Here is a 21,856-nt window from a genome sequence, read left to right as displayed (position 1 = left end):
AAAGAAAATTGGCGATAAATAGAAAACAGGAAAATAAAAGAGCATAATACTACCGGCAAACCACACTAAATAGTACCTAATAAGAAGAAAAATAAAATTTAGTTTGGTCTTTACTTGCCGTCAAGTTAGCAACAAAATCGGCACTGAAAATGGATTTGAAGGGGCGTGGAGGTATTTTACTAAAATTATTAAAATATTTTATTAAATAAGCGCAATTAAAATTCAATTAACCTATCAGGGTCCGAAACAAAGGTACTTTCAATACGTTGCCCGCCCCCCCGACAGGTCGAAGGTAAAACCGGTGGTGAAGCTGTTTCGGGGCGAAACGATGTAGGCCGCCACCTCGGCCACCTCCTCCAGCGTCCCGCAGCGCTTCATGGGAATCTTGTCGGTCATGTACTTCACCTGCTCGTCGGGCATGGCGTCGACAAGGGGTGTCCGGATCACCGCCGGAGCCAGCGCATTGACCGTAATGCCGGTTTCGGCGTACTCCTTGCCCTGCACCTTCGCCATTCCGATCACGGCGGCTTTCGAGGCCGAATAGGCGATCATGCCCGCGTTGCCTTCCTTGCCGGCGATGGACGCGATGTGCAGCACCCGCCCGTATTTCTGCGCCAGCATGTAGGGCAGCACATACCGCGCCGTCAGGTACGACCCGAAGAAATTGACCTCGAACACCCGCCGGACGTCCTCCGTCTCGGTTTCGTGGCTTTTAAGGCTGGTCCGCCCGGTGATGCCTGCGCTGTTGACCAGTATATCGATCGTCCCGAAATCCTCTACCACCTGCCGGACGGTTTGCGCCACCTGTTCCTCCTGCGTGATATCGACCGTATAGGCCCGGCTTTCGGTCGGGAGGTCGCGGACGACTTCGGCCAGCCGGTCGGTGTTCAGATCGAGCAGGGCCACCCGGACGCCGTCGGAGGCCAGCCGGCCGGCAATAGCGGTGCCGAGCCCGGAAGCGGCTCCGGTCACGACGGCCACCTGATTTGCAAGGGTTTTCATACGGTCTCTCAGAACGTTACGGTTGGGTTTCGGTCTTATCTCCGGCGTTCGCAGCGAGTTTTTTCTTCACCACGTCGGCCGGGTATTTCAGCGCCAGGCGCCGGATCTCATAGCTGAATTCTTCAAAAGTCTCGCGCCAGAGCCGGGCTTCCTCCTCGGTGTATTCGTAAAAGCCGTGGGCATTCAGGACCCCTTTGCCGCCGGCTTTGACGATGTCGTCGATCAGGGGCGGCACGTCGGTCCGGTTGCTGAGCGTCGGGAACAGGTCCGTCAGTACGGTGTGGTAGGCCGGTACGCCGGTCAGATCCATCCAGCGGAACAGCCCGACGAGGGTCATCCAGTACCCGGCGTTGTTGCGGCAGGCCCGGTCCACGTCCTCGACGGTCGCGTAACCGTTTTCGACCAGATAAAACGCTTCTCGGTACATGGCGTACATGAGCCGATTGGAGATGAAGCCCCGGATGTCCTTGCGGACCAGCGTCGGCTCCTTGTTCCAGAAATGAGAGATTTCGTAGAGCCATTCGGCGTGCCGGAGGTCGGTCCGGTCTCCGCAGATGACCTCCAGAAACCGGGTGGTGTGGGAGGGTTCGGCCCAGTGCAGCCCCAGAAACCGTTCGGGACGACTCGTCTCCTGCTGGAGAATACTGATCGGAATGGCCGAGGTGTTGCTCGTCATCAGGGCGTCGTCGGCCACCACGGCCTCGATTTTCCGGTAGACCGTGCGTTTGATGTCAAGATTTTCGAGGGTGCATTCGATCACCAGCCGGCAGTTGCCCAGCCGGCCGTAGTCCTCGGTCAGCGTCAGATTATTGAAATAATGGTCCGGCGATTCGGTCACGAGCCCCTGTTCCCGCGATTTGGTGAGGTGTTCGCCGATGCGGGGCAGGGCCGTCTGCATATCGGCCGGGATGGGCGCCACGGCCACCACCGGATGTCCGGCCATCAGCAGGCAGGTGGTGATGCTGCATCCCATCAGCCCCAGCCCGACCACGCCGACCGGGATCTGCGCAGGGGTTTCGGCGGGTTGGCCCGCGGTGCTTTCGCCGGTTTCCATCATAAAAAAGGTAAGGGTTTAATGCTTGTTACGAGAAGTGGCTTTTGGCCGGAATCACCTTCCCGTCGATCTGTTCGGTCGTTATTGTATAACTAAAGCCTTTCTGGATGGAATAGGCCCCGTATTCTCCCTGTTTGTTGAGGGCGATAAAGCCGACCTGAAAGGTTTTGGCCTTCTCCAGATCGCGTTTGATGATGCGTTCGACGGCCCGGCGGCACGCTTCTTCGGGCGCCAGCCCCTGCCGCATGAACTCCACGACCAGGTGCGACCCGCACACCCGGATCACCTCCTCGCCCTGGCCTGAGCAGGTCACCGCGCCCACCTCGTTATCGACGAACAGACCGGCTCCGATGATGGGTGAGTCGCCGACGCGGCCGTGCATCTTGAACGCCATACCGCTGGTGGTACACATCCCCGACAGGTTGCCGGAAGCGTCGAGCGCCACCGTCCCCATGGTGTCGTGGTTGGGCGTTCCGTCGTCGAAGAACGAAGGCGCAAACGGGCCGCCCCGCTGGTTCGAACCGGAACGTTTCTGATTCTCGATGTTGATCACCGGCTTGTATTCCGACTTTTTAAGCCATTCTTTATAGGTCTTTTCGGCGTCCGCCGAGAGCTTGCCCGACTCCAGCGCAAACCCGTTGGCGACCGCGAACTGCCGCGCGCCCTCCCCCACCAGCATCACGTGCGGGGTGGTTTCCATGAGCTTGCGGGCTACCGAAACCGGGTGTTTGATCCGGTCCAGGAAGGCCACCGAGCCGCAGTTGGCCTTTTCGTCCATGATGCAGGAGTCGAGCGTCACGAAGCCGTCACGGTCGGGGTTGCCGCCCAGGCCCACGCAGCAGCCGATTTCGTTTTCGATGGCGATACCGGCCTGTTCGACCGCGTCCAGCGCCCGCCCCCCCTGCCGCAGCACCGGCCAGGCACCCGCGTTGGCAATCACCCCGCTGTCCCAGGTGGAAACGACCGCGGGTTTGCCGGCCGCCGAGGCATTGCCGCCCGGCGGAGTGCCGCCCAGCGACCGGGCAAGGGCCTGGGACAGACCGGCGAACGGGAGCGACAGCGTACTCCAGCGAATAAAGGATCTTCTTGAGGTCATAATTAAGTTACCGTTGATCCTTCAATAATAACATCTTTTCCGCAGAGGTCCCCTCGTCGACGCGGATAATGTAGGCCCGGCCGCCCGCCCGTTCGATGGCTTCGGCCACCGCTTCGGGCTGGTCGGGCGCATAGGCGAACATGCAGCCGCCCCCGCCCGAACCGTTGATCTTGCCGCCGAGGGCGCCGGCTTTCAGGGCCGCGTCGAGCATCCGGTCGATTTTGGGCGTCGAGATGCGCTGGGCCTCCCGGAGGTTGGCCTGGTGTTCGTTCAGGAGCCGCCCGAGCCGCGCGTGGTCGAGCGACGGGGCCTGAAGCACGGTCAGGGCTTCACGCAGGACGTCGCGGTTCGAGAGCGTTCCCTGAAGCAGGATGTAGTCGTCTTTCGGCAACACGTCGCGGTAGGCGGTCGTGGCCGTGATGGGGGTCGTATGCAGGTCGAAAGCCGGGTCGAGGGCCTTCAACTGCCCGGCGATCCGGAGCATCCCGAACTTCACCCGGCCCAGAATCCCGATGGTATCCTTCGGCTCCTGCGAGTCGCCCAGCACGAAGGTGCCCAGCGCCGGCCGCAGCGGCTGAAGCCGGATTTTCGGCTGCGATTCGAGGTAGATGACGTTGCCGACGGCCGTCGAGTAATGGTCCATCATGCCGCCCGGCTCCCCGAACTCCAGCACTTCGGCGCGGTAGGCCAGTTCGGCCAGCTCCGTCGGGGCCGGCTCGCGGGGTTCGTCGGCCAGGCGCGTCAGCACATTCAGCCAGGAAATCAGCAGGGCCGACGAGCTGGACGTTCCGGCGTTGATGGGAATATTGCCCGACACCTCCCCCCGGATACCGCCCGAAAACCGGAAGCCTTCCCGCCGGAGTATGTTGACGGCACTTCGGAAATAATCCCGGTCGTGCTGGTAGGGAAGCGGGTTTTCCGCGAGCGAAAACCGCTCCTCCGACCCGATGTCCGGCAGGTCGAGATGCACCTCGGGCCGGTCGGTCTTCCCGGCTTCGATCTGCACCCGGCGCGAAATGGCGGCTGCAATGACGGGCAGGCCGAGGTAATCCAGGTGTTCGCCGAACAGGCAGATCCGGCCCGGGGTCGATACGGTAAGGGAATCGGTCCTCATTCCTTAATACACTTCGTTCAGGCCGAAAATCGGCGGGTTGTTTTTCCACTTGCCGCGGGTGAAATCCGGCACTTCGACCGGCTTGCTGCCCTGCGCGATGGACTGTTCGGACAAAGGACTGATGGCACTCCAGGCGGCCGCGTCGTACACGTCGATGGGCGGGGCGACCTGCGCCTTGATGGATTCGATGAAGGCCCGCAGCACGAAAAAGTCGATGCCGCCGTGGCCGGCGTTCTCGGCCGAGCGGGCGTGCTGTTTCCAGAGCGGGTGGTCGTATTTTTCCTGGTAGGGGGCAAACGGTTCCCACTGGTGCGGTTTCGGGCTGACGCCTTCGAGGTAGATCGTGTCGCCGTCGTCCATCCAGAGGCCCTGCGTTCCCTGCGCCCGGAAGCCGAGCGAGTAGGGCCGGGGCGAGTTCGTGTCGTGCATGATGACGATGTTCTCGCCGTTGGCGCACTGGATCATGGTGGTCACGATGTCGCCCAGCTTGAAATTGACCTTCGCGTTGGGGTGGTTGGGACCGCCGTGGTCGACCACGTATTTGTGCAGCCCCCGCGACTTGGTCGCCATCGAGGTCAGGTGCAGGAACCGGTTGCCGCGGTTGATGTTGAGCCAGTGGGCCACCGGGCCGAGGCCGTGGGTCGGATACAGGTCGCCGTTGCGGTCGACGGAGTGCTGGGTCCTCCAGCGGGCCTCGGCGTAGCCTTTGGCCCCGAATTCGACGCCCCCGCCGGCGTATTTTTTCCCGTCGTTGAACTTGATGTCGCGCAGGTCGTGTTCGTAGCCGCAGTGGGCGTAGGTCATTTCGCCGAACAGCCCCTGCCGGATCATGTTCAGAACGGCCATGACATCGCGACGGTAACAGACGTTTTCGAGAATCATGCAGTGCGACCCGGTTTTTTCAAACGTATTGACCAGGTCCCAGGATTCTTTCAGCGTCACCGTCGCCGACACCTCCAGCCCGGCGTACTTGCCGGCTTTCATGGTGGCGACGGCCATCGGCGTATGCCACTCCCAGGGCGTGGCAATCACGACGCCGTCCATGTCGTCGCGTTTCAGCATCTCCAGAAAAGCCTCGTTGCCTTTGGTATACGCGACCGGCGGTTTGCGGCCGGCCTTCTGGATCATGGCGTTGGTACGGCTGATGGCCTCGGGGTCGACGTCGCAGATGGCGGTGATCTCGACGTCGTCGCGGTAGAGAGCCTGCTGGACGTGGCTGCGCCCGCGCGACCCGACACCGATAAAGCCAAGCCGGACCTTCGAGAGCGCGGCCGGAGCCCGCCCGGCGGCCGAAGCCGGCTGGAGCAATCCGGGGATGAAGGGCGCGGCCGCCCCGGTCAGGGCGGCTTTTCGCAGAAATTCTCGACGGGAAGGAGTATCCATAAAAAGTTGGGTTAGTCGGCTTCCGACGCTTGCGGCAGCCAGCCGGTTCCTACTGCCGTTTTCAGGGATCGGAAACGAAAATTAGGCGTATAGCCCCAAACAGTCAATGCAATTATGGCCGTCGGCGACTTTTTCCCGCTTAAATTTGGTGCACAAACGTTTGCGCGGGTTGCGCAAACGTTTGTGCAATTCACCGAATTTTTTCAAACTTGCCGCATGCCGATAAAGGAAACCGTCACCATTAAAGAGATCGCCCGCCGGCTGGGGGTGGCCCCGTCGACGGTTTCGCGGGCGCTCCAGAACCACCCGCGCATCAGCGCCGGGATGCGGGAGGCCGTCCATGCGCTGGCCCTTCAGCTCAAATACCACCCCAGTGCCGTGGCCCGCAGCCTGAAATCCGGCCGGACGGGCGTCATCGGCGTGGTGCTGCCCGAAATTCGCGAAAACTTTTTCTGCGAGGTCATCAACGGCGTCGAAGCCGTCGCCTTCGACCGGGGCTACACCGTGGCGCTCTACCAGTCGCATGACCAGTATGAGCGCGAGAAACAGATTCTGGGTGTGCTGTCGTCGAACCGCGTGGACGGCGTGCTGCTGTCGGTGGCCAAAAATTCGCAGCGCTTCGACCACGTCGAGGATCTGATCGGACAGCAGATTCCGGTGGTGCTGTTCGACCGCATCCCGCCCGGCATCCGGACCCATCAGGTCAGCTGCGATATCGAGAAGGGGGCCTACGAAGCCACCAAATGGCTGGCGCGGCACGGACACCGGCGCATTGCCCTGCTGAACGGCCCGCTACCGCTGGCGGCCAGCGAGGAACGTTACCGGGGCTACATCACCGCTCTGAAGGAGGAGGCCCTGCCGGTCGAGAACGGCCTCATCCGGCGCGTCGACCTGACCCGCGAGGACACCGTCGCCAAAACCGGCCAGCTGCTCTCGCTGGCCGCTCCGCCCGACGCCATCCTGGCCTTCAACGATTACGTCTCGCTCGATGCCATGCAGGCCTGCCGGGGCCGTGGTCTTCGCATCAATCAGGACATCACCTTCGTCAGTTTCGCCAATCTGCCCCTCAATGCCTACCTGGAACAGCCTCCGGCGGCCTCCGTCGAACAGCATCCCTACCAGCTCGGCTTCAGCGCGGCCGACATCCTCATGGACAGCTTCGACGGCAAAACCGACCCCGCCACCTTCCAGAACCGTATTCTCGAACCCGAACTGATGGTCCGGGTGTGAAACTCACGGCAGAGCAGTTCTGGCCGGGCCGTGGGCGAGGGAGCGGATGTCGGGACGGAAATACGGGCCGGATTCGGGAATACTCAGACGATAGCTGTAGCGGTACTGACGACTGGCGATAATCAGGCGGTACTCGCCCCGATTCAGTTGGGCGAGGTCGATGGACCGGCGGTAGACCGGCCGCCGGCTGGCCTCCTTGTAGATCGGGCGGTCCTGAGGGTCGAGGAGCAGCAGTTGGACGGGGCCGTCGCCGGAATGCGAGAAAAACACGGTTATTTTTCCGTTGGCCGGAATCAGGTTGGTGCGCAGGCCGGCCACCGCCGAATCGGGCAGCAGGCCCGGCCGCAGGGCTGCACGCGGGCCCGTCGGTTCGGGGTGTTCCGACAGGCCGGGGTCGATGCGGGCGGAAGCCACGGCCGAGGCCACCACCTGCCGGGCCACCAGCCGGGCGCAGGCTTCGTCGAGCCGCCGGATGTTCCGGCGGCTCAGGCGCACGTGCCGGTTGGGCAGGGTTTCTTCATAGATCAGCCGGTCGCGGTCGTCGTAAAAGGCCACGACGGTGGTGCGGGTGGCGGCATCGGTGTGCAGCCGCCAGCGGCCGGCGGGTTGCAGCGGGTTGTTGTCATCCTGTCCGGTCTGGGCGGAGGCCGTGAAAACTCCGAGGATACAGGCGGCCCGGAGGAGCCGTTTTCCGAGGTTCATTAGCGGATTCATTGTTTACAGAGGTTGGAAACTTTTTCCTAAATACCGGCGCGCCGGGATACGAAACCGGAATTTTAGGCAGGCACCGGGCCGCACCGCACAGACCCACCGGAAAGCGCACAAAGGGCATCGGCCGGGCCGGAACGCCGTTCGTCGGGCGCACCGGTCGTTCGTCTAAAAACCGGGTGAAAAAAAGCCGGGTGACCGGCGAAAGCCGTACCTTGAGAGAACGTTTGAATCGACCACCCGGACCGCATCCCGCCCGATGGACCCTTTGCTGCGACTCGTTTCCCGTTACCGCATCCTCTGGCACGGCCTCTTCTGGACGCTGCTGACCCTATATGAAGGGCTGGTCTGGGGCAGCCTGGAAGGTGATTATACCCAGCGGTTTACCATTTCGCTGATCGAACTGCCGGTGAAGATGCTGGCGACCTACCTGACGCTGTACCTGCTCATCGACAAGTTTCTGATCCGCAAGCGTTACGGAGCCTTTCTGGGGCTGCTGATTCTGTCGATGCTGGCGCTCAGCGTGGTGCAGCGGCTGGTGGCGGTCACGTTCATTTATCCGCTCTACTTCCCGAAAGCGCTTTCCATCCCGTTCTTTTTTCCGGCCAAGATTCTGATCAGCAACTTCGCCCTGTATTCGATGGTAGCGATTCCGGCCACGTTTCACCTTGCCAAGCACTGGTATGCCGACCAGCAGGCCGGGCAGCAGTTCCGGCAGACGGCCCAGCAGCTGGAAAAGGAAAAACTGGAGGCCGAACTGAAGCTGCTCAAGTCGCAGATCAACCCGCATTTCCTGTTCAATACGCTCAACAACCTCTATGCACTGACGGTGAACCACTCGGACCGGGCGCCGGAGATCGTCTACAAGCTGTCGGAACTGATGAGCTATATGCTTTACGACAGCAACCAGGCCCAGGTGCCGCTGCGGAAGGAGATTCAATATCTGGAAAACTATATTACGCTGGAGAAGATCCGGTACGGCGACCGGCTGGACGTTTCGATGAACATCTATACCGCCACCGACGGCATCCTGATCGCGCCCCTGATTCTGCTGCCCTTCGTGGAGAACAGCTTCAAACACGGCGTCAGCCACCAGCTCGACCGGGTATGGGTGCGGATCGACGTGCTGACGAGAGACAACACGCTGATTTTCAAAATCGAGAACAGCAAGACGTCCCTGCCTCCCCTGCCGGTTTCGGACACGCCCTCCGGCATCGGGCTGACCAACGTCCGGAAGCGGCTGAACATCATCTACGGCAACCGGTATTCGCTCCAGCTTTTCAACGAAGAGGAGACTTACCTGGCCGTGCTGAAGATTGCCATGCCGGGGCAGGCGGGTCGTCCGGATACCGCCGATTTGCCGGCGTTCCGGGAAAACGAGCAAGTGTTATGAAATGCCTCATCATCGAAGACGAGCCGCTGGCGCTGAACCTGCTGGAATCCTACGTCCGGCGGGTGGAGGGCCTGACGCTGCTGAAAAGCTACACGAACGCCGTCGAAGCGTTCACGTTCCTCCAGTCGCGGACGGTCGATCTGCTGTTTCTGGACATCCGGCTGCCGCAGATTACGGGCCTGGACCTGCTGAAGTCGCTCAAAAACCGCCCGCCGGTGATCATGACCACGGCCTACCGCGACTATGCCGTCGATGCCTACGACCTCGACGTGGTCGATTACCTGCTCAAGCCGGTGACCTTCGAGCGGTTTCTGCGGTCGATCAGCAAAGTGTATCAGGTCAAGCAGCTGGTGGCGCCGGAGGTCACGGCCGGCCCCCTGACCAACGACTTCGACCGGGCCTACATCTTCCTGCGGGAAGACCGGGAAATGGTGAAAGTGTTTCTGAAAGACATTCTGTACATCGAAAGCCTGCGGGATTACGTCCGGGTCAGAACCCAGGACCGCCAGATCATCACCTACCAGAAGATCAGCTACCTGGAACAGAAGTTGCCCGAAACCAAATTCATCCGGATTCACCGCTCGTTTCTGGTCGCCATCGACCGCGTCACGGCCTTCACGCCGGTTTCGGTCAGCATCGGCGACAAGGTGCTGCCGCTGGGCCGAAACTATAAACTCCAGGCGCTGAGGGCCCTTCATAACGACAACGTGCTGTTCTGACACCGGCTTTTCAGTCGGACCGCAGCGTCCGGGCCGGGTTCGTCAAAGCCGCCCGGACGGCCTGCACACTCACCGTCAGCAGGGCGATGCCGACCGTCAGCAGGCCCACGAAGGCGAAGATCCACCAGCCGAACTCGATCCGGTAGACGAACCCGTCGAGCCACCGGCGGCCCACATACCAGCCCACCGGCATCCCGATCCCGATCGCCAGCAGCACCAGTTTGAGGAAGTTCCCCGACAACTGCCCCACGATCTCCGGCAGCCCCGCCCCCAGCACCTTCCGGATGCCGATCTCCTTCGTCCGCTGCTCGACCGAGAGCGACACCAGCCCGAACAGCCCGAGCGCCGAGATCAGGATGGCAATGGCCGCGGCCGCTGAAATCAGGCTCTTCCACCGCGCATCGTCGGCATAGGCCTCCATCCGGTCGTCTTCGGTAAACTCGTAGGAGAAAGGCTGAAAGGGAATCAGCGCCTTGTAGGTGGTTTCGATCCGGCGGAGCGCGGCCGGAGTGTAGGCCGGGTCGAGTTTGACATACAACTGATTCATCTGATGCGGTTTGCCCAGCCACAGCAGCATGGGTTCCAGTTCGCTGCGCAGCGAGCCGACCTGATAATCCCTCACGACGCCCGCGATCGTGAACGTCTCCCGGCGGCCGTTCTCTCCTTCTTTCTGAACCACCTGACCCACTGCCGGTTTTTTCGCGTCGAGGTACATCCGCACGAACGTCTGGTTCACCAGGATGTTGGACACCGTGTCGGCGGGGTTGGCATAGCTCAGTTCCCGGCCCTGCACGACCGGAACGTTCAGGAAACGCAGGTACTGGTCATCCATGCGTTCGACGGCGACCTGCCGGGTGGGCCGGCCGTTCACCAGAAAGGCGTCGCCGTAATAACCGCCCTGTTTCCGGGTGGCGATCCGGATGCCCGGCCGGCCGCGCAGGGCCGCCTGAAGCAGTTCGCCTTTCTGCTCCCGGCCCCAGGGAATGTAGACCCGCACCCGGTTGGCGGTTTCGTAGCCGACGTCGGCCGTTCGGATGAAATGAAACTGGCCGTGCAGGACGACGGTGCCGATCAGCAGAAAGACCGCTATGGCAAATTGCAGCACCACCAGCGATTTGCCCAGCCAGTTGCCGCCATTGAACCGAAACCGCCCGTACAGCGTCTGGATGGGGCTGAAACCCGACAGGACGAGGGCCGGGTAGGAACCGGCCAGCAGCCCGACCAGCAGCAGCAGCCCCAGAAACAGCCCAATGGTCTGCGGAGCCAGCAGAAAGCCGATTTCGAGCGACTTGTTGGCCAGATCGGAGAAGACCGGCAACAGGGAGACGACCAGCAGAAGGGCCGGGAGGAAGGCCAGACCGGTTAGAATCAGCGATTCGCCCAGAAACTGCATGACGAGCTGCCCGCGGGTGCTGCCCGTCACCTTTCGCACACCGATCTCCTTGCCCCGGCGCAGGGACCGAGCCAGGGTCAGGTTGATGAAATTGATGCAGGCAATCAGCAGGATCAGACCGGCAATGCCGCCCAGGATGTAGGAATAGAGGGCGTTCGAGCCGGTCGCCAGCCCATTGTTCATGCCGTAGCCGGCCTGGAGATGCATCTGAAGAAAAGGCTGAAGGCGGTATTGAATGCGGTAGTCCTGCTCCTGCTTCCGGAGGTCGGCATACTGTTTTCCGCCGTATTTCCGGAACACCCGCTCCATGTTTTGTTCGGCCCGCGCGGGGTCGGCGTCGGGGCGCAGCAGCAGGAAAGTGTTGGTGAAGAAGTTGAACCACTGGTCCTCTCCCCAGGCCTTGCGGTCGGGCGGCAGGGCGGCCACGAAAGGGCGCAGGGCGTCGAACCGAAGGCTTGAGTTCATGGGGGGCGCCTTGACCACGGCGGTAATCCGATTCGGTTCAAACCGGCCGCCGGCATCGATGGAAAGCGTTTTTCCGACCACGTCGACCGTTCCGAAGTATTTCCGGGCGGTTTCGTCGGTCAGCACCACCGAGCCGGGGTCGCGGAGCGCCGTAGCGGGGTCGCCCGCCAGCAGCCCGAAACTGAACAGCCGAAAAAACGTCGAATCGACATACATCACCCGCTGGTATATGCCCTCGGTGCCCTTTCGGACCAGCATCTCCCAGCCGTGCATCCGGCAGAAGGCCTCGACCTCCGGAACCTCCCGGGTGAAGGCAGGTCCCTGCGGATAACCGGACAGGCTGCTCCGGCCGTCGGGCCGGTCGGCGCTGGTGTAGTGATAGACCAGCCGGTACAGGCGGTCGCCCCGCTCCTGGAAGCGGTCGAAAGAGACTTCGTCCTGCACGAACAGCAGAATAAACAGGACCGTCGCCAGCCCCAGGCTCAGGCCGGTGATGTTGATCAGGCTGAAAACCGGCTGCTTCAGCAGGTTCCGGAAGGCAATTTTCAGGTAGTTGCGCAGCATATCGGTAGCAAAAGGAAAGGGTGGACGGGATTCGGATCGTTCGGGCCGCCGGCGAACGAAGGGCGGCAGCACCGACAGAACGCTGCGGAGGTAATACAGGGTGGCGCGGGTCTCTCCGTCGCGATTATACCAAAAGCTATATAGTTCTTCCAGATCTCCCTCGACTTCCTCCAGCGTTTCGGCGGGATGGAACCAGGCCAGCAGCCGACGGACCCAGCGGGGCGGAGCAGCGTTCGGATTTTTCATAGGCCGCTGACGTTCAGGGCGCCGGGCGGCACCATCTGCCAGAGCCGGCTCCGGACCTCCTGAATATCGACCAGCGCGCGGGAGCCGAGGGCGGTCACCCGGAACAGGCGCTTCCGGCGCCCTCCGCGTTCGGCGGTGGCTCCGCCCAGTTCCGACCGGACGAACCCTTTCTCCTCCAGCCGGATCAGCGTGTTGTGAACGGTTCCGAAGGCCACCACGCGCCCGACGTGCTGCTCGATCTCCTGGCTGATCGTGACGCCGTAGGCATCGCCGTCCAGAATGGCGACCATCAGCAGGACGATTTCCTCAAACTCCCCCAGATAAGTACGTCGCATGAAAGACGGGATTTGTTTCTATTATCTCGTACAAATCTCCGGCCAGATTTCTCAAATACTCTTTTCAGCATGAACAAGCGGGTTTTCCGGGCAGTACGGCTCCTCCCGCTGTCCGCAAATGGACAGCTTCCGTCCCGGAGCGGACAGCCCGGCCGGAAGACAACTGGCGGCCCGAACCGCTTTTATTTTTAGCGGGAACGGTCTCGCTGCAATATTTTCGCCCCGGTTCCGACTTCCCCGACAGGGGGTGCCGCTGCGGGGTCCGGCCCTGAAGAGATCACAGCCCGGTTGGAGCCGGGTTCAGCAATTCATCGAGGTAACCGTTCAGTACCCGCAGGTCCTGAACGGCCGAGGGCGTTCCGGGGTTTTCACCGGACGATTCCTGGCGGGCCAGGAGGTCTTTCACCAGGGGCCGGATCTGGGTTTGCAGCGAATACTTTGCCCTCGTCGTCTCATGGCGGGTGATTTTCAGGTATTGCTCGGCGCGGGCCAGTTCCCGTTTCACCTTGTGTAGCTCGAACTGGGTGGAGACCCACTTGCCCAGGGCCTGGAGCGACAGGAGCTGGTTGTCGGTCAGCTGCCGCGGACGGTGGTCGATGACGCAGAGCGTCGCCAGCGGGAAGCCCTGCGGATTGAGCAGCGGCACGCCCGCATAGAATACGATGGGCGTCGGGCCACTGGTGTAGGGATTCTCACGGAAGCGTTCGTCCTTCCGGGCATCTTCCACCACGGTCAGGGTCTCGGGGTTCATGATGGTGTACGAACAGAAGGTTTCCTCGCGGGGGGCTTCCTGAACGGTCAGGCCCTGTTTGGCCAGCAGCCACTGGCGGTCCCGTTCCATGATGCCGATGTGAGAGATGGGCGTCCGGCAGATCTGGGCGGCCAGGCGAATGATGTCTTCGAAGACCTCTTCAGGAATGGCCTCCTGGAGGTAATAGCCGGCGAGGGCTTTCAGCCGCTCTTCCTCGTTGGAAGGCACGGGGACGGAAGGGCGCGATCCGGTGGTCATAAGAAAAACAGGTTGAATAATTGATCGGCAAATTATACATTTAATGGAATCACCTGACCTATTTTCCATCAACTTTATGGTTCCCTCCTTACACGAATGGCTCGGCGGCACGGAACGCCTGGAGCAGCTCACCACGCTTTTTTACAAAAAGGTGCTGTCCGATCCCCTCCTCGAACCGGTGTTCCGGCACATGGCGCCCGAACACGCCCGGCACGTGGCCCACTTCATCGGCGAGGTCTTCGGAGGCCCGAAGCTCTATACCGGCACCGACGGCGGCAGCCATGCCGGCATGGTGGCGCACCACCTCGACAAACACCTCGACGAGACGAAACGACGCCGGTGGATGAGCCTGCTGCTCGAAAGCGCCGACGAGATCGGCCTGCCCGACGACCCCGAGTTCCGGTCGGCGTTGCTGGGATACCTCGAATGGGGCAGCCGCATCGCCGTGCTGAACTCCAACGCGGTCGAAAACCCGATCCAGTCCGACGCCCCGATGCCGGTCTGGGGATGGGGCGAACCCGGCGGGCCGTATACCGGCGGGTGACGGGAGAAATTTAATATCGGAAAACGAAGGCATCGTATCGGCTATTTTCGTAGTATTAATGATTGATCCATTAATTCTTCTGTCCTTCTAATTCGACCTGCCTCCTCCGGGTCCTTCTGAAACGAAACCGTTCCGACCGGAAACCGGAACCAGCCGTACTGCCGTCGCCGGGAAAATGCCTTCGGCCCGATCGTAAATCCTGACCCCATGAAAAAGCTGGTTACCTGCTGTCTGTCGTTCTTTTTGCTGACGCCGGCCTTCGGACAGAGCAACCCTAAAATCGACAGTCTGGACCGCCTGATCCGCAAGGCCGCCACCGATACCGCCCGGATTAACCTCGTCATCGAGAAGATCTATCTGCTCAACCAGTCCAACCTGGATTCGGCCATCGCCCTGGCCCGGAAGACCGTGGCCGATGCCCGGCGGATCGGCTACCGGAAAGGGGAAGCCTATGCCCTCATCAAGCTGGCGGCCGGCAACTATTTCAAGGGCGATTACGGACACAGTGCCGCCTATCTGAAAAACGCGGCACAGATCTTCACCTCCCTGAAGGACCCCAAAGGACTGGGGAATACCTTTCTCAGCTACGGGAACATGTACGGGATGCAGGGGAAGACCGACAGCGCCATCGCCAGTTTTCAAAAAGCCATTCAGTATGCCGGGCAGATCAACGACCGGCGGATGCTGAACGCTTCCTATCAGAACATCGCGATCTCCTATCAGATGAACTCGGACTTCCCCCATGCCATCCTGTATAACCAGAAGGCACTGAAGCACTTCGAGGAAACCGGAGATGTGGGTTCCCAATCCTACATCCAGTTGAATCTGGGCCTGATTTACAGCGCTATGGGAGACGTCAAACGGGCCGAACAGTCGCTCTTCCGGGCGATTCGGCTTTCCAGAGCCGCATCCGCTCCCATCGTGGAACTGTATACCTATTCCAATCTGTCCACCCTATATGAGAAGGATAAGCGGTTCGGGCCCTCGTACGATTACGCGATGAAAGCCGCCGGGCTGGCCCGGAAGATCGGCGACCCCGGCATCGAAGCGGCCAGCCTTTCCAAAGCCGCCATCTCCTCGGCCTTTCTGAATGACCTGGACCGGGCTGAATCCATGGCCCGCAGGGCCGTGCCGATTGCGACCGCTTCCCGCCAGCCTTATAACCTCTACCAGGCTTATTCGGCCCTGGGGCTGGCCCTGAAAATGAAGAACCGGTTCGGGGAGGCTATTGAAAACTACGAAAAAGGGTTCGGGGCCATCCGGGGCAGCGATTATTATGAGGAATCGGTCGGCGAGGCCTACCGCCACGTTTCGGAATGTTACAGCCGGGTCGGCGACTACCGGAAGGCGCTGGCTTCCTTCCGGACCTCGGCCGCCATCTCCGATTCCGTCCGCAGCCGCGATAACATCCAGAAATCGACCGAGCTGACGATGAACTACGAGTTCGAAAAAAAACAGCAGACGCTCAATGCCCGGCAGGAACGCCGGCGGGCGGAGGCCCGCGCCCGGCAGCTCGCCCTCTCGGTCGGTCTGGGTCTTTCCGTGGTGATCGCGGGGCTGGCCTTTTACGCCTATTTTTCGAAACGGAAGGCCAACGCCCTGCTGCACGCCCAGAAAACGGAGATCGAAAAGACCCTGACCGAACTGAGAACCACGCAGGAGCAGTTGATCCATAAGGAAAAGATGGCTTCGCTGGGGGAACTGACGGCCGGCATCGCCCACGAAATCCAGAATCCGCTCAACTTCGTCAACAACTTCTCGGACGTCAGCGAAGAACTCGTGCAGGAGCTGAAGGAAGAGGCCGTCGCCGGCCGGACGGAGGATGTCCTGGCCATCGCCGACGATCTGGCCCGGAACCTGCAGAAAATTCACTCCCACGGGCGCCGGGCCGACAGCATCGTCAAGGGCATGCTCGAACACAGCCGAAGCTCGGCCGGCCGGCGGCAGGCGACCGACCTCAACGCCCTCGCCGACGAATACCTGCGGCTGGCCTACCACGGGCTGCGGGCGAAGGAAAAAGATTTCAGTGCCGTGCTGGTTACCGATTTCGACCCGAAGCTGGGGGCCGTCGAGGTGGTGCCGCAGGACCTGGGCCGCGTCCTGCTGAACCTGTATACCAACGCTTTCTATGCCGTAAAGGAGAAGCAGAAAAAGGCGCAGGACGGCTACCAGCCGACGGTCTCCGTGCTGACGCACCGGCAGAACGGCACCGTGGAAATCCGGGTTCGCGACAACGGCACCGGTATGCCCGAACCGGTAAAACAGAAAATCTTCCAGCCCTTTTTTACTACCAAACCCACCGGCCAGGGCACCGGTCTGGGCCTCTCGCTCAGTTACGATATCATCACCAAAGGCCACGGTGGAGAAATCCTGGCCGAGACGCAGCCCGGCCAGTTCACGGAAATGACCATCCGGCTGCCGGTTCACGGCTGACCCCTCCCCTCCCTTTTTTTCTTCCCGATTCCCTACCGGCCGTGTAGCCTTTTATCAGACAAGTATTTATTCGAAAAAGAATAAATGCGTTGGCATTCATTTTGCTATTGATAGCTACTGTCGGAGTTGCTATCAGTTATCGGACATATTTCCAGCGATTCCAGCATCCCCCTAATCCTATCGATATGAAACTGTTCCGGCTGCGGACTCCGCATCGGCCCGGACTCTTTTACCCAACCCAATGCCGTATTGAGTGTACACACAACCGTTTGTTCAACCGTTATGACGACAGGATTACTTTTACTTCTCTTCCGCAGACTCTCTCCCCCGGTTTTTGCTTTATTCATTCTTGCTTTTCAGTCGATGGCCGGTACGCACCCGACCGCTTCTCCCCGGTCCGGGGCCAACCCGCCGGGCGTCCCGGTCGAGACGCAGCGCTACATCGGCGTCACCATCTTCCACTTCGAAACCGACCCCCGCATCGACGACCAGCGGATCGAGCACTCGGCCTCCGTCGGCTGCAACGCCGTGGAAATCTCCATTCACTGGGATAAGGTTTATCCGACGAGAAACAGCCCGCCGGAGTGGTCGGTGGTGGACTCACACGTCCAGACCGCGCTCCGGATGGGGCTGAAGGTCGCTCTCCGCATCCAGGTGGGCCGCATGGCGAACCTGACCGACGGTTTCTGGACCGAGAAGGAAACCATGCAGGCGGCCGACAGTTCGCGGCTCAACGGCCAGGGCATGACGCAGTTCAGCTTCGCCCATCAGCCCAGCCTGAATCTGGTCAACGCCTTCGTGGAAGAATGCACCCGGCGGTATTACTACCTCCACGAACAGGGCAGGCTGCTGTTCATGTCGGTGGTGACTTCGCCCGCCCTCGAATCGGAATATTCACCCGTTCAGCACCCGACCGGCAAGTCGAAATACGTGGTGCCGTTCGATTACAGCGCTCCCATGCTGTCGGCCTTCCGTCAGTATCTTCAGGCCCGCTTTACCCTCGCCGGGCTGAACCTCCGCTGGGGCACCAGCTTCAGCCAGTGGGGCCAGGTCATGCCGCCGGCCTACCAGTCGAGCGACCCCTACTCGGCCGTGACGAAAGGCCGTCGGGGGCAGGACTGGTACGTGTTCCGGCACCGGATTCTCCAGAACTTCCTGCAGGGCATCAATAACTCCGTCAAGTCGGTCGATCCGACCATCCGCGTCGTCAACCAGCACGGCTGCGTCTGGGACCGGATTTCGGGTCTGCGCGGCACCTTCGCCTTTAAAAGCCTCGGCCAGACCGCCGACGGCCTGAAATTTAACGACGGCCCGGACTACAACCACCGCTTTTCGATGGACCTCGTCCGGAGCAACTTCCGCCCGGGGGCCTTCCTGATCAACGCCGTCGACGGGATGTTCCATAATTCGGTCAGCATCGATACCTACTACCAGCAGGTGGCGCAATGCTTCGAACACGGCGCCACCATGATTACCCTGGCAAACTTCGGCGGAAAAGATGCCCAGCCCAAGCTGGCCAGCATCGTGGCCCGGGTCCTCGCCGACAGCCTGCTGAAAAAACCGGTCACTCAGGTACAGACCGCCGGAACGGCCACAGGTTACAAGCTTTCAGCCGTTCTCCTGGATTACTACACCCCGCAGGAAAAATGGACGACCCGCTACAACGCCAACGGCAAAAAGCCCGTCCGGATCGAACTGGACGAAGACCTGCTGCGCGACGAACCGCCGGTGATCAACCAGGCTCCGAAGCTGACGGCCACGCTGACGGATCAGGAAGCCGTGGCAGGCCGCCCCTTCAGCTACAGTATCGGCCAGGCCTTCACCGACCCGGAAGGCGGCCCGCTCGCGGTGGAGGTGAACGGCCTGCCCGCCGGGTTGCGCTGGGTGGATTCCACCGGTGTCATCACCGGCACCCCCAGCCAGACCGCCGTCGCCACCGTGACCCTGACGGCGCGGGATCAGGTCGGAGCCACGGCCGGGGGCAGTTTCCGGCTGACGGTCAACGAACCCGACACCGTCGTGAGCGAGCCCCCCAGGCCCCCGGTGCGGACGGGAGACTTTGAAGGCTTTGTCGATGATTATCAGTGCGAGGGCGACATCTGGGGCTGGCTCTGGGACCGAAACCTGCCCGATTCCACCCTGCCTGTCGAAATTCTCGACGGCTCCACCGTCATCGGGACCCTCATGGCCGACGTAACCCGCCCGGACCTGAAAGCGGCCGGAAAAGGCAACGGCGCCCACGGTTTTCAGTTCGTTATTCCTGCGGCTCTCAAAGACGGTAATCCGCACACGATCAGCCTCCGGGTGCAGCATTCGGCGTATTACCTGAACGGCTCTCCGCTAACGCTCAACTGCCCGGCCTCGACGGCCCAGCCGGCCGTACCGGGCAACCAGCCGCCGGTGGCTCCGACCCTTTCCGTACGGACGGCCTTCCTGAACCAGACCCTTTCGTACACCCTGCCGGCTTTCTCCGATCCCGAGGGTCAGCCCCTCCTGTATTCGGTGAGCGGCAGTATTCCCGGAATAGCCTACGATAAAACGACCCGTACCTTCAGCGGCACACCCTCGAATACCGGGACGTTCACGGTCAGCCTGATCGTATCCGACGGCGTGGGCGGCTATACCCCATCCCTCGTGACGGTGGTGGTGACGGAGGCTCCGGCCAACCAGCCGCCCGTGGTGGCCCAGGCCATTGAGAACCAGACCGCCATCGCAGGCAAATCCTTCAGTTTCACGCTCCCGGCCGCCACCTTCACCGACGCCGACGGGTCAATCACCAAAGTGGACCTGAACGGCAGTCCGGAAGGGCTGACCTGGGCCGAAGAAACCCGCACCCTGAGCGGCATTCCCACGGCCGCGGGCAGCTACACGCTGACGGCCACGGCCACCGACGATCAGGGCGCGGGCGTCTCGACCACCTTTACGCTCACGGTCGGCCCGGCACCGACCGAAGAACCGCAGGTGGCCGGAAGCATCCCGGACCAGACCGCCACGGTGGGCCAGCCGTTCAACCTGGTCATTCCGGGTGACATTTTTACCGGCCCCGTCTCCAGCATCGAGGTGATCGGGCTACCGGACGGCCTCAGCCACGACCCTGCTACCGGCAAAATCAGCGGGGTTCCGACGAGTCCGACCTCCACGACCGTGACGGTCAGGGCCTCCGGTCCGTCGACGGCGGCAAAAGGCAGCCAGACCACCCAAGCGCTGGCAGCACCGACCGCAGCGGCCACCGTCAGCTTTGTCATCACGATCAGCGAGAAGCCGAATCAGGCTCCGGTAGTCAGTCAGGCCATAGCAAGTCAGACGGCCACCGTGGGCCAGGACTTCAACTGGATCATTCCTAAAGAAACCTTCCGGGATGATGACGGATCAATCACCAAAGTGGACCTGAGCGGTCAGCCGGCCGGACTGACTTACACCCAGAATACGCGCACTCTTAACGGTACACCGACGGCCGCGGGCAGCTACACGCTGACGGCCACGGCCACCGACGATCAGGGCGCGGGCGTCTCGACCACCTTCACGATCACGGTTCAGGCCCCTGCCCCGCCGGTCAACCAGCCGCCGGTGGTGGTTCAGGCTCCGGTGAGCCAGTCGGCCACCGTAGGACAGGCCTTTAGCCTGACGATTCTGAAAGAAACCTTCCGGGACGAGGACGGTTTGATTGCCCGGATCGACCTGAGCGGTCAGCCGGCGGGGTTGACCTACAATCCCGAAACCCGCACCCTCAGCGGTACGCCCACGGCCGCGGGCAGCTACACGCTGACGGCCACGGCCATCGACGATCAGGGCGCGGGCGTCTCGACCACCTTTACGCTGAGTGTGCAGCCGGCGGCCAACAAGGCCCCGACCGTGGCACAAACGGTGCCAAGCCAGACGGCTACCGTAGGGCAGACCTTCAGCCTGACGATTCCGGCCGCCACCTTTACCGACGCCGACGGATCAATCACCAAAGTGGACCTGAGCGGGCAGCCGGCGGGGCTGACCTACAATTCCGAAACCCGCACTCTCAGCGGTATGCCCACGGCCGCGGGCACCTTCACGCTGACGGCTACGGCCACCGACGATCAGGGCGCGGGCGTCTCGACCACCTTTACGCTCACGGTTCAGGCCCCTGCCCCGCCGGTCAACCAGCCGCCGGTGGTGGTTCAGGCTCCGGTGAGCCAGTCGGCCACCGTAGGGCTTCCGTTCAGCTACACGCTCGGGAAAGCGCAGTTCTCCGATTCGGACGGCACCATCGCATCGGTTGATGTGACGGGACTGCCGGCCGGCCTGACCTACAACAAGACGACGGGCCTCCTCAGCGGAACCGCTACCGTGGCCGGCTCGTACTCCCTGACCGCCAAAGCTACCGACAACCAGGGCGCTTCCGTAACGGCCGGTTTCACGCTGAAGGTGGTGGAAAACATCACCATCCAGCTTTTCAAAGCCGGTACGACCGCCACCGCCCGTCAGTTTATCACCGATCTGAACGAAGGCACCCGCATTCCGATCAACACGCTGCCCTCATCGATCAACATCTTCAGCGCGGTTGCCACCAAAGTGGAGAGTGTGAAGTTCGAACTGACCGGCCCCCGGACCGTCACCTTTGCGGAGAACTTTGCGCCCTACGGCCTCTGTGGGGATAACGGCGGCATTACGCCCCTGGTCGGCACCTATACGCTGAAAGTGACCGGCTTCAAAGGCCCCAACGGCAGCAGTACGCCCCTGATCAGCCGGACGATCCGGTTTACGATTACGGCCCCCGGCGGGCGGATGGCCGCCGAGCAGGCGGTCCCGGAAGGCCTCCGGGATGCCGAACCGGATGTCTGGAAGGTGTACCCGAACCCGTTTGCGGATCGCGTGGAAGTCACCCTTCCGTCGGCCGGCCCGGACACGGAAGGACCGGCGGCCCCCTACCGGTTCTCGATCTTCTCGACGTCCGGCCAGGAATGGCCCGTCGGAGATGAAGCCGTCCTGGTGGAAGACCGGAAAGCCACCCTCGATCTCCGCTCCCTCCGGCTTCCGTCGGGTCTCTATCTGCTTCAGATAGGCCGGGGAAACCACCGGCTGCGAACGATTAAAGTGCTGAAAAATTAACGGTTTCTCCCTCCCGTTCCACCTCCCCGGGTGCTGCATTTCGGCCGGTTCCGAAGGCAGAATCCGGGGAGAATTGTAGAAAAGGGGCT

Annotated in this window: 15 protein-coding genes; 6 read left to right on the top strand and 9 right to left on the bottom strand. The window is 61.6% G+C overall.

From position 1 onward, the window contains the following. Positions 1–258: 258 nt before the first annotated feature. Genes DX909_RS17420 through DX909_RS17400 form a run of 5 tightly spaced genes read right to left on the bottom strand, consistent with a single transcriptional unit; the run spans position 259 to position 5,649 of the window. Positions 259–1,002: an SDR family NAD(P)-dependent oxidoreductase gene (locus tag DX909_RS17420; protein ID WP_128546465.1), complete on the bottom strand. Its 744-nt coding sequence runs from the start codon at positions 1,000–1,002 to the stop codon at positions 259–261. A 16-nt stretch (positions 1,003–1,018) separates the two neighbouring features. Further along, positions 1,019–2,056, bottom strand: a complete 1,038-nt coding sequence (locus tag DX909_RS17415; protein ID WP_128546494.1) for a 3-hydroxyacyl-CoA dehydrogenase family protein — start codon at positions 2,054–2,056, stop codon at positions 1,019–1,021. A 28-nt stretch (positions 2,057–2,084) separates the two neighbouring features. Continuing rightward, positions 2,085–3,152, bottom strand: a complete 1,068-nt coding sequence (locus tag DX909_RS17410) for an isoaspartyl peptidase/L-asparaginase family protein (RefSeq protein WP_206513016.1) — start codon at positions 3,150–3,152, stop codon at positions 2,085–2,087. A gap of 7 nt (positions 3,153–3,159) precedes the next feature. Further along, positions 3,160–4,266 carry a mevalonate kinase family protein gene (locus DX909_RS17405; RefSeq protein ID WP_128546463.1) on the bottom strand — a complete coding sequence of 369 codons (1,107 nt, stop codon included), beginning with the start codon at positions 4,264–4,266 and terminating at the stop codon, positions 3,160–3,162. A 3-nt stretch (positions 4,267–4,269) separates the two neighbouring features. Continuing rightward, complete coding sequence (locus DX909_RS17400; RefSeq protein WP_128546462.1) at positions 4,270–5,649, bottom strand: Gfo/Idh/MocA family protein; 1,380 nt, start codon at positions 5,647–5,649, stop codon at positions 4,270–4,272. 216 nt (positions 5,650–5,865) lie between these two features. Between DX909_RS17400 and DX909_RS17395 the strand changes: the two genes are divergently transcribed. After that, a complete protein-coding gene (locus DX909_RS17395; RefSeq protein ID WP_229311087.1) occupies positions 5,866–6,879 on the top strand; it encodes a LacI family DNA-binding transcriptional regulator in 1,014 nt (337 codons plus the stop codon). Between the two features lie 3 nt (positions 6,880–6,882). Here the strand turns inward: DX909_RS17395 and DX909_RS17390 are convergent, their stop codons facing one another. Continuing rightward, positions 6,883–7,593, bottom strand: coding sequence for a hypothetical protein (locus tag DX909_RS17390; protein ID WP_128546461.1), 711 nt, complete (start codon positions 7,591–7,593; stop codon positions 6,883–6,885). A 253-nt stretch (positions 7,594–7,846) separates the two neighbouring features. On the opposite strand from DX909_RS17390, the gene DX909_RS17385 reads away from it, so the two are divergent. After that, entirely contained in the window at positions 7,847–8,980 is a 1,134-nt protein-coding gene (locus DX909_RS17385; protein ID WP_128546460.1) for a sensor histidine kinase, read from the top strand. After that, positions 8,977–9,699, top strand: a complete 723-nt coding sequence (locus DX909_RS17380) for a LytR/AlgR family response regulator transcription factor (RefSeq protein ID WP_128546459.1) — start codon at positions 8,977–8,979, stop codon at positions 9,697–9,699. The genes DX909_RS17385 and DX909_RS17380 overlap by 4 nt, the downstream gene beginning before the upstream one ends. 10 nt (positions 9,700–9,709) lie before the next feature. On the opposite strand, the gene DX909_RS17375 is transcribed toward DX909_RS17380, so the two are convergent. The 3 genes from DX909_RS17375 to DX909_RS17365 form a co-directional block, all read right to left on the bottom strand. Then, positions 9,710–12,367 (bottom strand): ABC transporter permease, encoded by a 2,658-nt coding sequence (locus tag DX909_RS17375; RefSeq protein ID WP_229311086.1) that lies wholly within the window; start codon positions 12,365–12,367, stop codon positions 9,710–9,712. Further along, on the bottom strand, positions 12,364–12,702 hold the full coding sequence (locus DX909_RS17370; protein ID WP_128546458.1) for a PadR family transcriptional regulator: 339 nt from the start codon (positions 12,700–12,702) through the stop codon (positions 12,364–12,366). The genes DX909_RS17375 and DX909_RS17370 overlap by 4 nt, the downstream gene beginning before the upstream one ends. A 277-nt stretch (positions 12,703–12,979) precedes the next feature. Then, positions 12,980–13,711: a GAF domain-containing protein gene (locus tag DX909_RS17365; protein ID WP_164851318.1), complete on the bottom strand. Its 732-nt coding sequence runs from the start codon at positions 13,709–13,711 to the stop codon at positions 12,980–12,982. Positions 13,712–13,787: 76 nt separating this feature from the next. Between DX909_RS17365 and DX909_RS17360 the strand changes: the two genes are divergently transcribed. The 3 genes from DX909_RS17360 (at position 13,788) to DX909_RS17350 (ending at position 21,767) form a co-directional block, all read left to right on the top strand. Continuing rightward, positions 13,788–14,255 carry a group II truncated hemoglobin gene (locus tag DX909_RS17360; RefSeq protein WP_128546456.1) on the top strand — a complete coding sequence of 156 codons (468 nt, stop codon included), beginning with the start codon at positions 13,788–13,790 and terminating at the stop codon, positions 14,253–14,255. Between the two features lie 207 nt (positions 14,256–14,462). Further along, a complete protein-coding gene (locus DX909_RS29920) occupies positions 14,463–16,688 on the top strand; it encodes an ATP-binding protein (protein ID WP_128546455.1) in 2,226 nt (741 codons plus the stop codon). Between the two features lie 282 nt (positions 16,689–16,970). Next, complete coding sequence (locus DX909_RS17350) at positions 16,971–21,767, top strand: putative Ig domain-containing protein (protein ID WP_128546454.1); 4,797 nt, start codon at positions 16,971–16,973, stop codon at positions 21,765–21,767. Positions 21,768–21,856 lie beyond the last annotated feature (89 nt).

Origin of the sequence: Larkinella soli, from assembly GCF_003703975.1 — a bacterium.
Classification (GTDB): Bacteria; Bacteroidota; Bacteroidia; order Cytophagales; family Spirosomataceae; genus Larkinella; species Larkinella soli.
The sequence above is the reverse complement of the archived record's forward strand: the minus strand, read 5'-3'. Positions and strand labels throughout refer to the sequence as shown.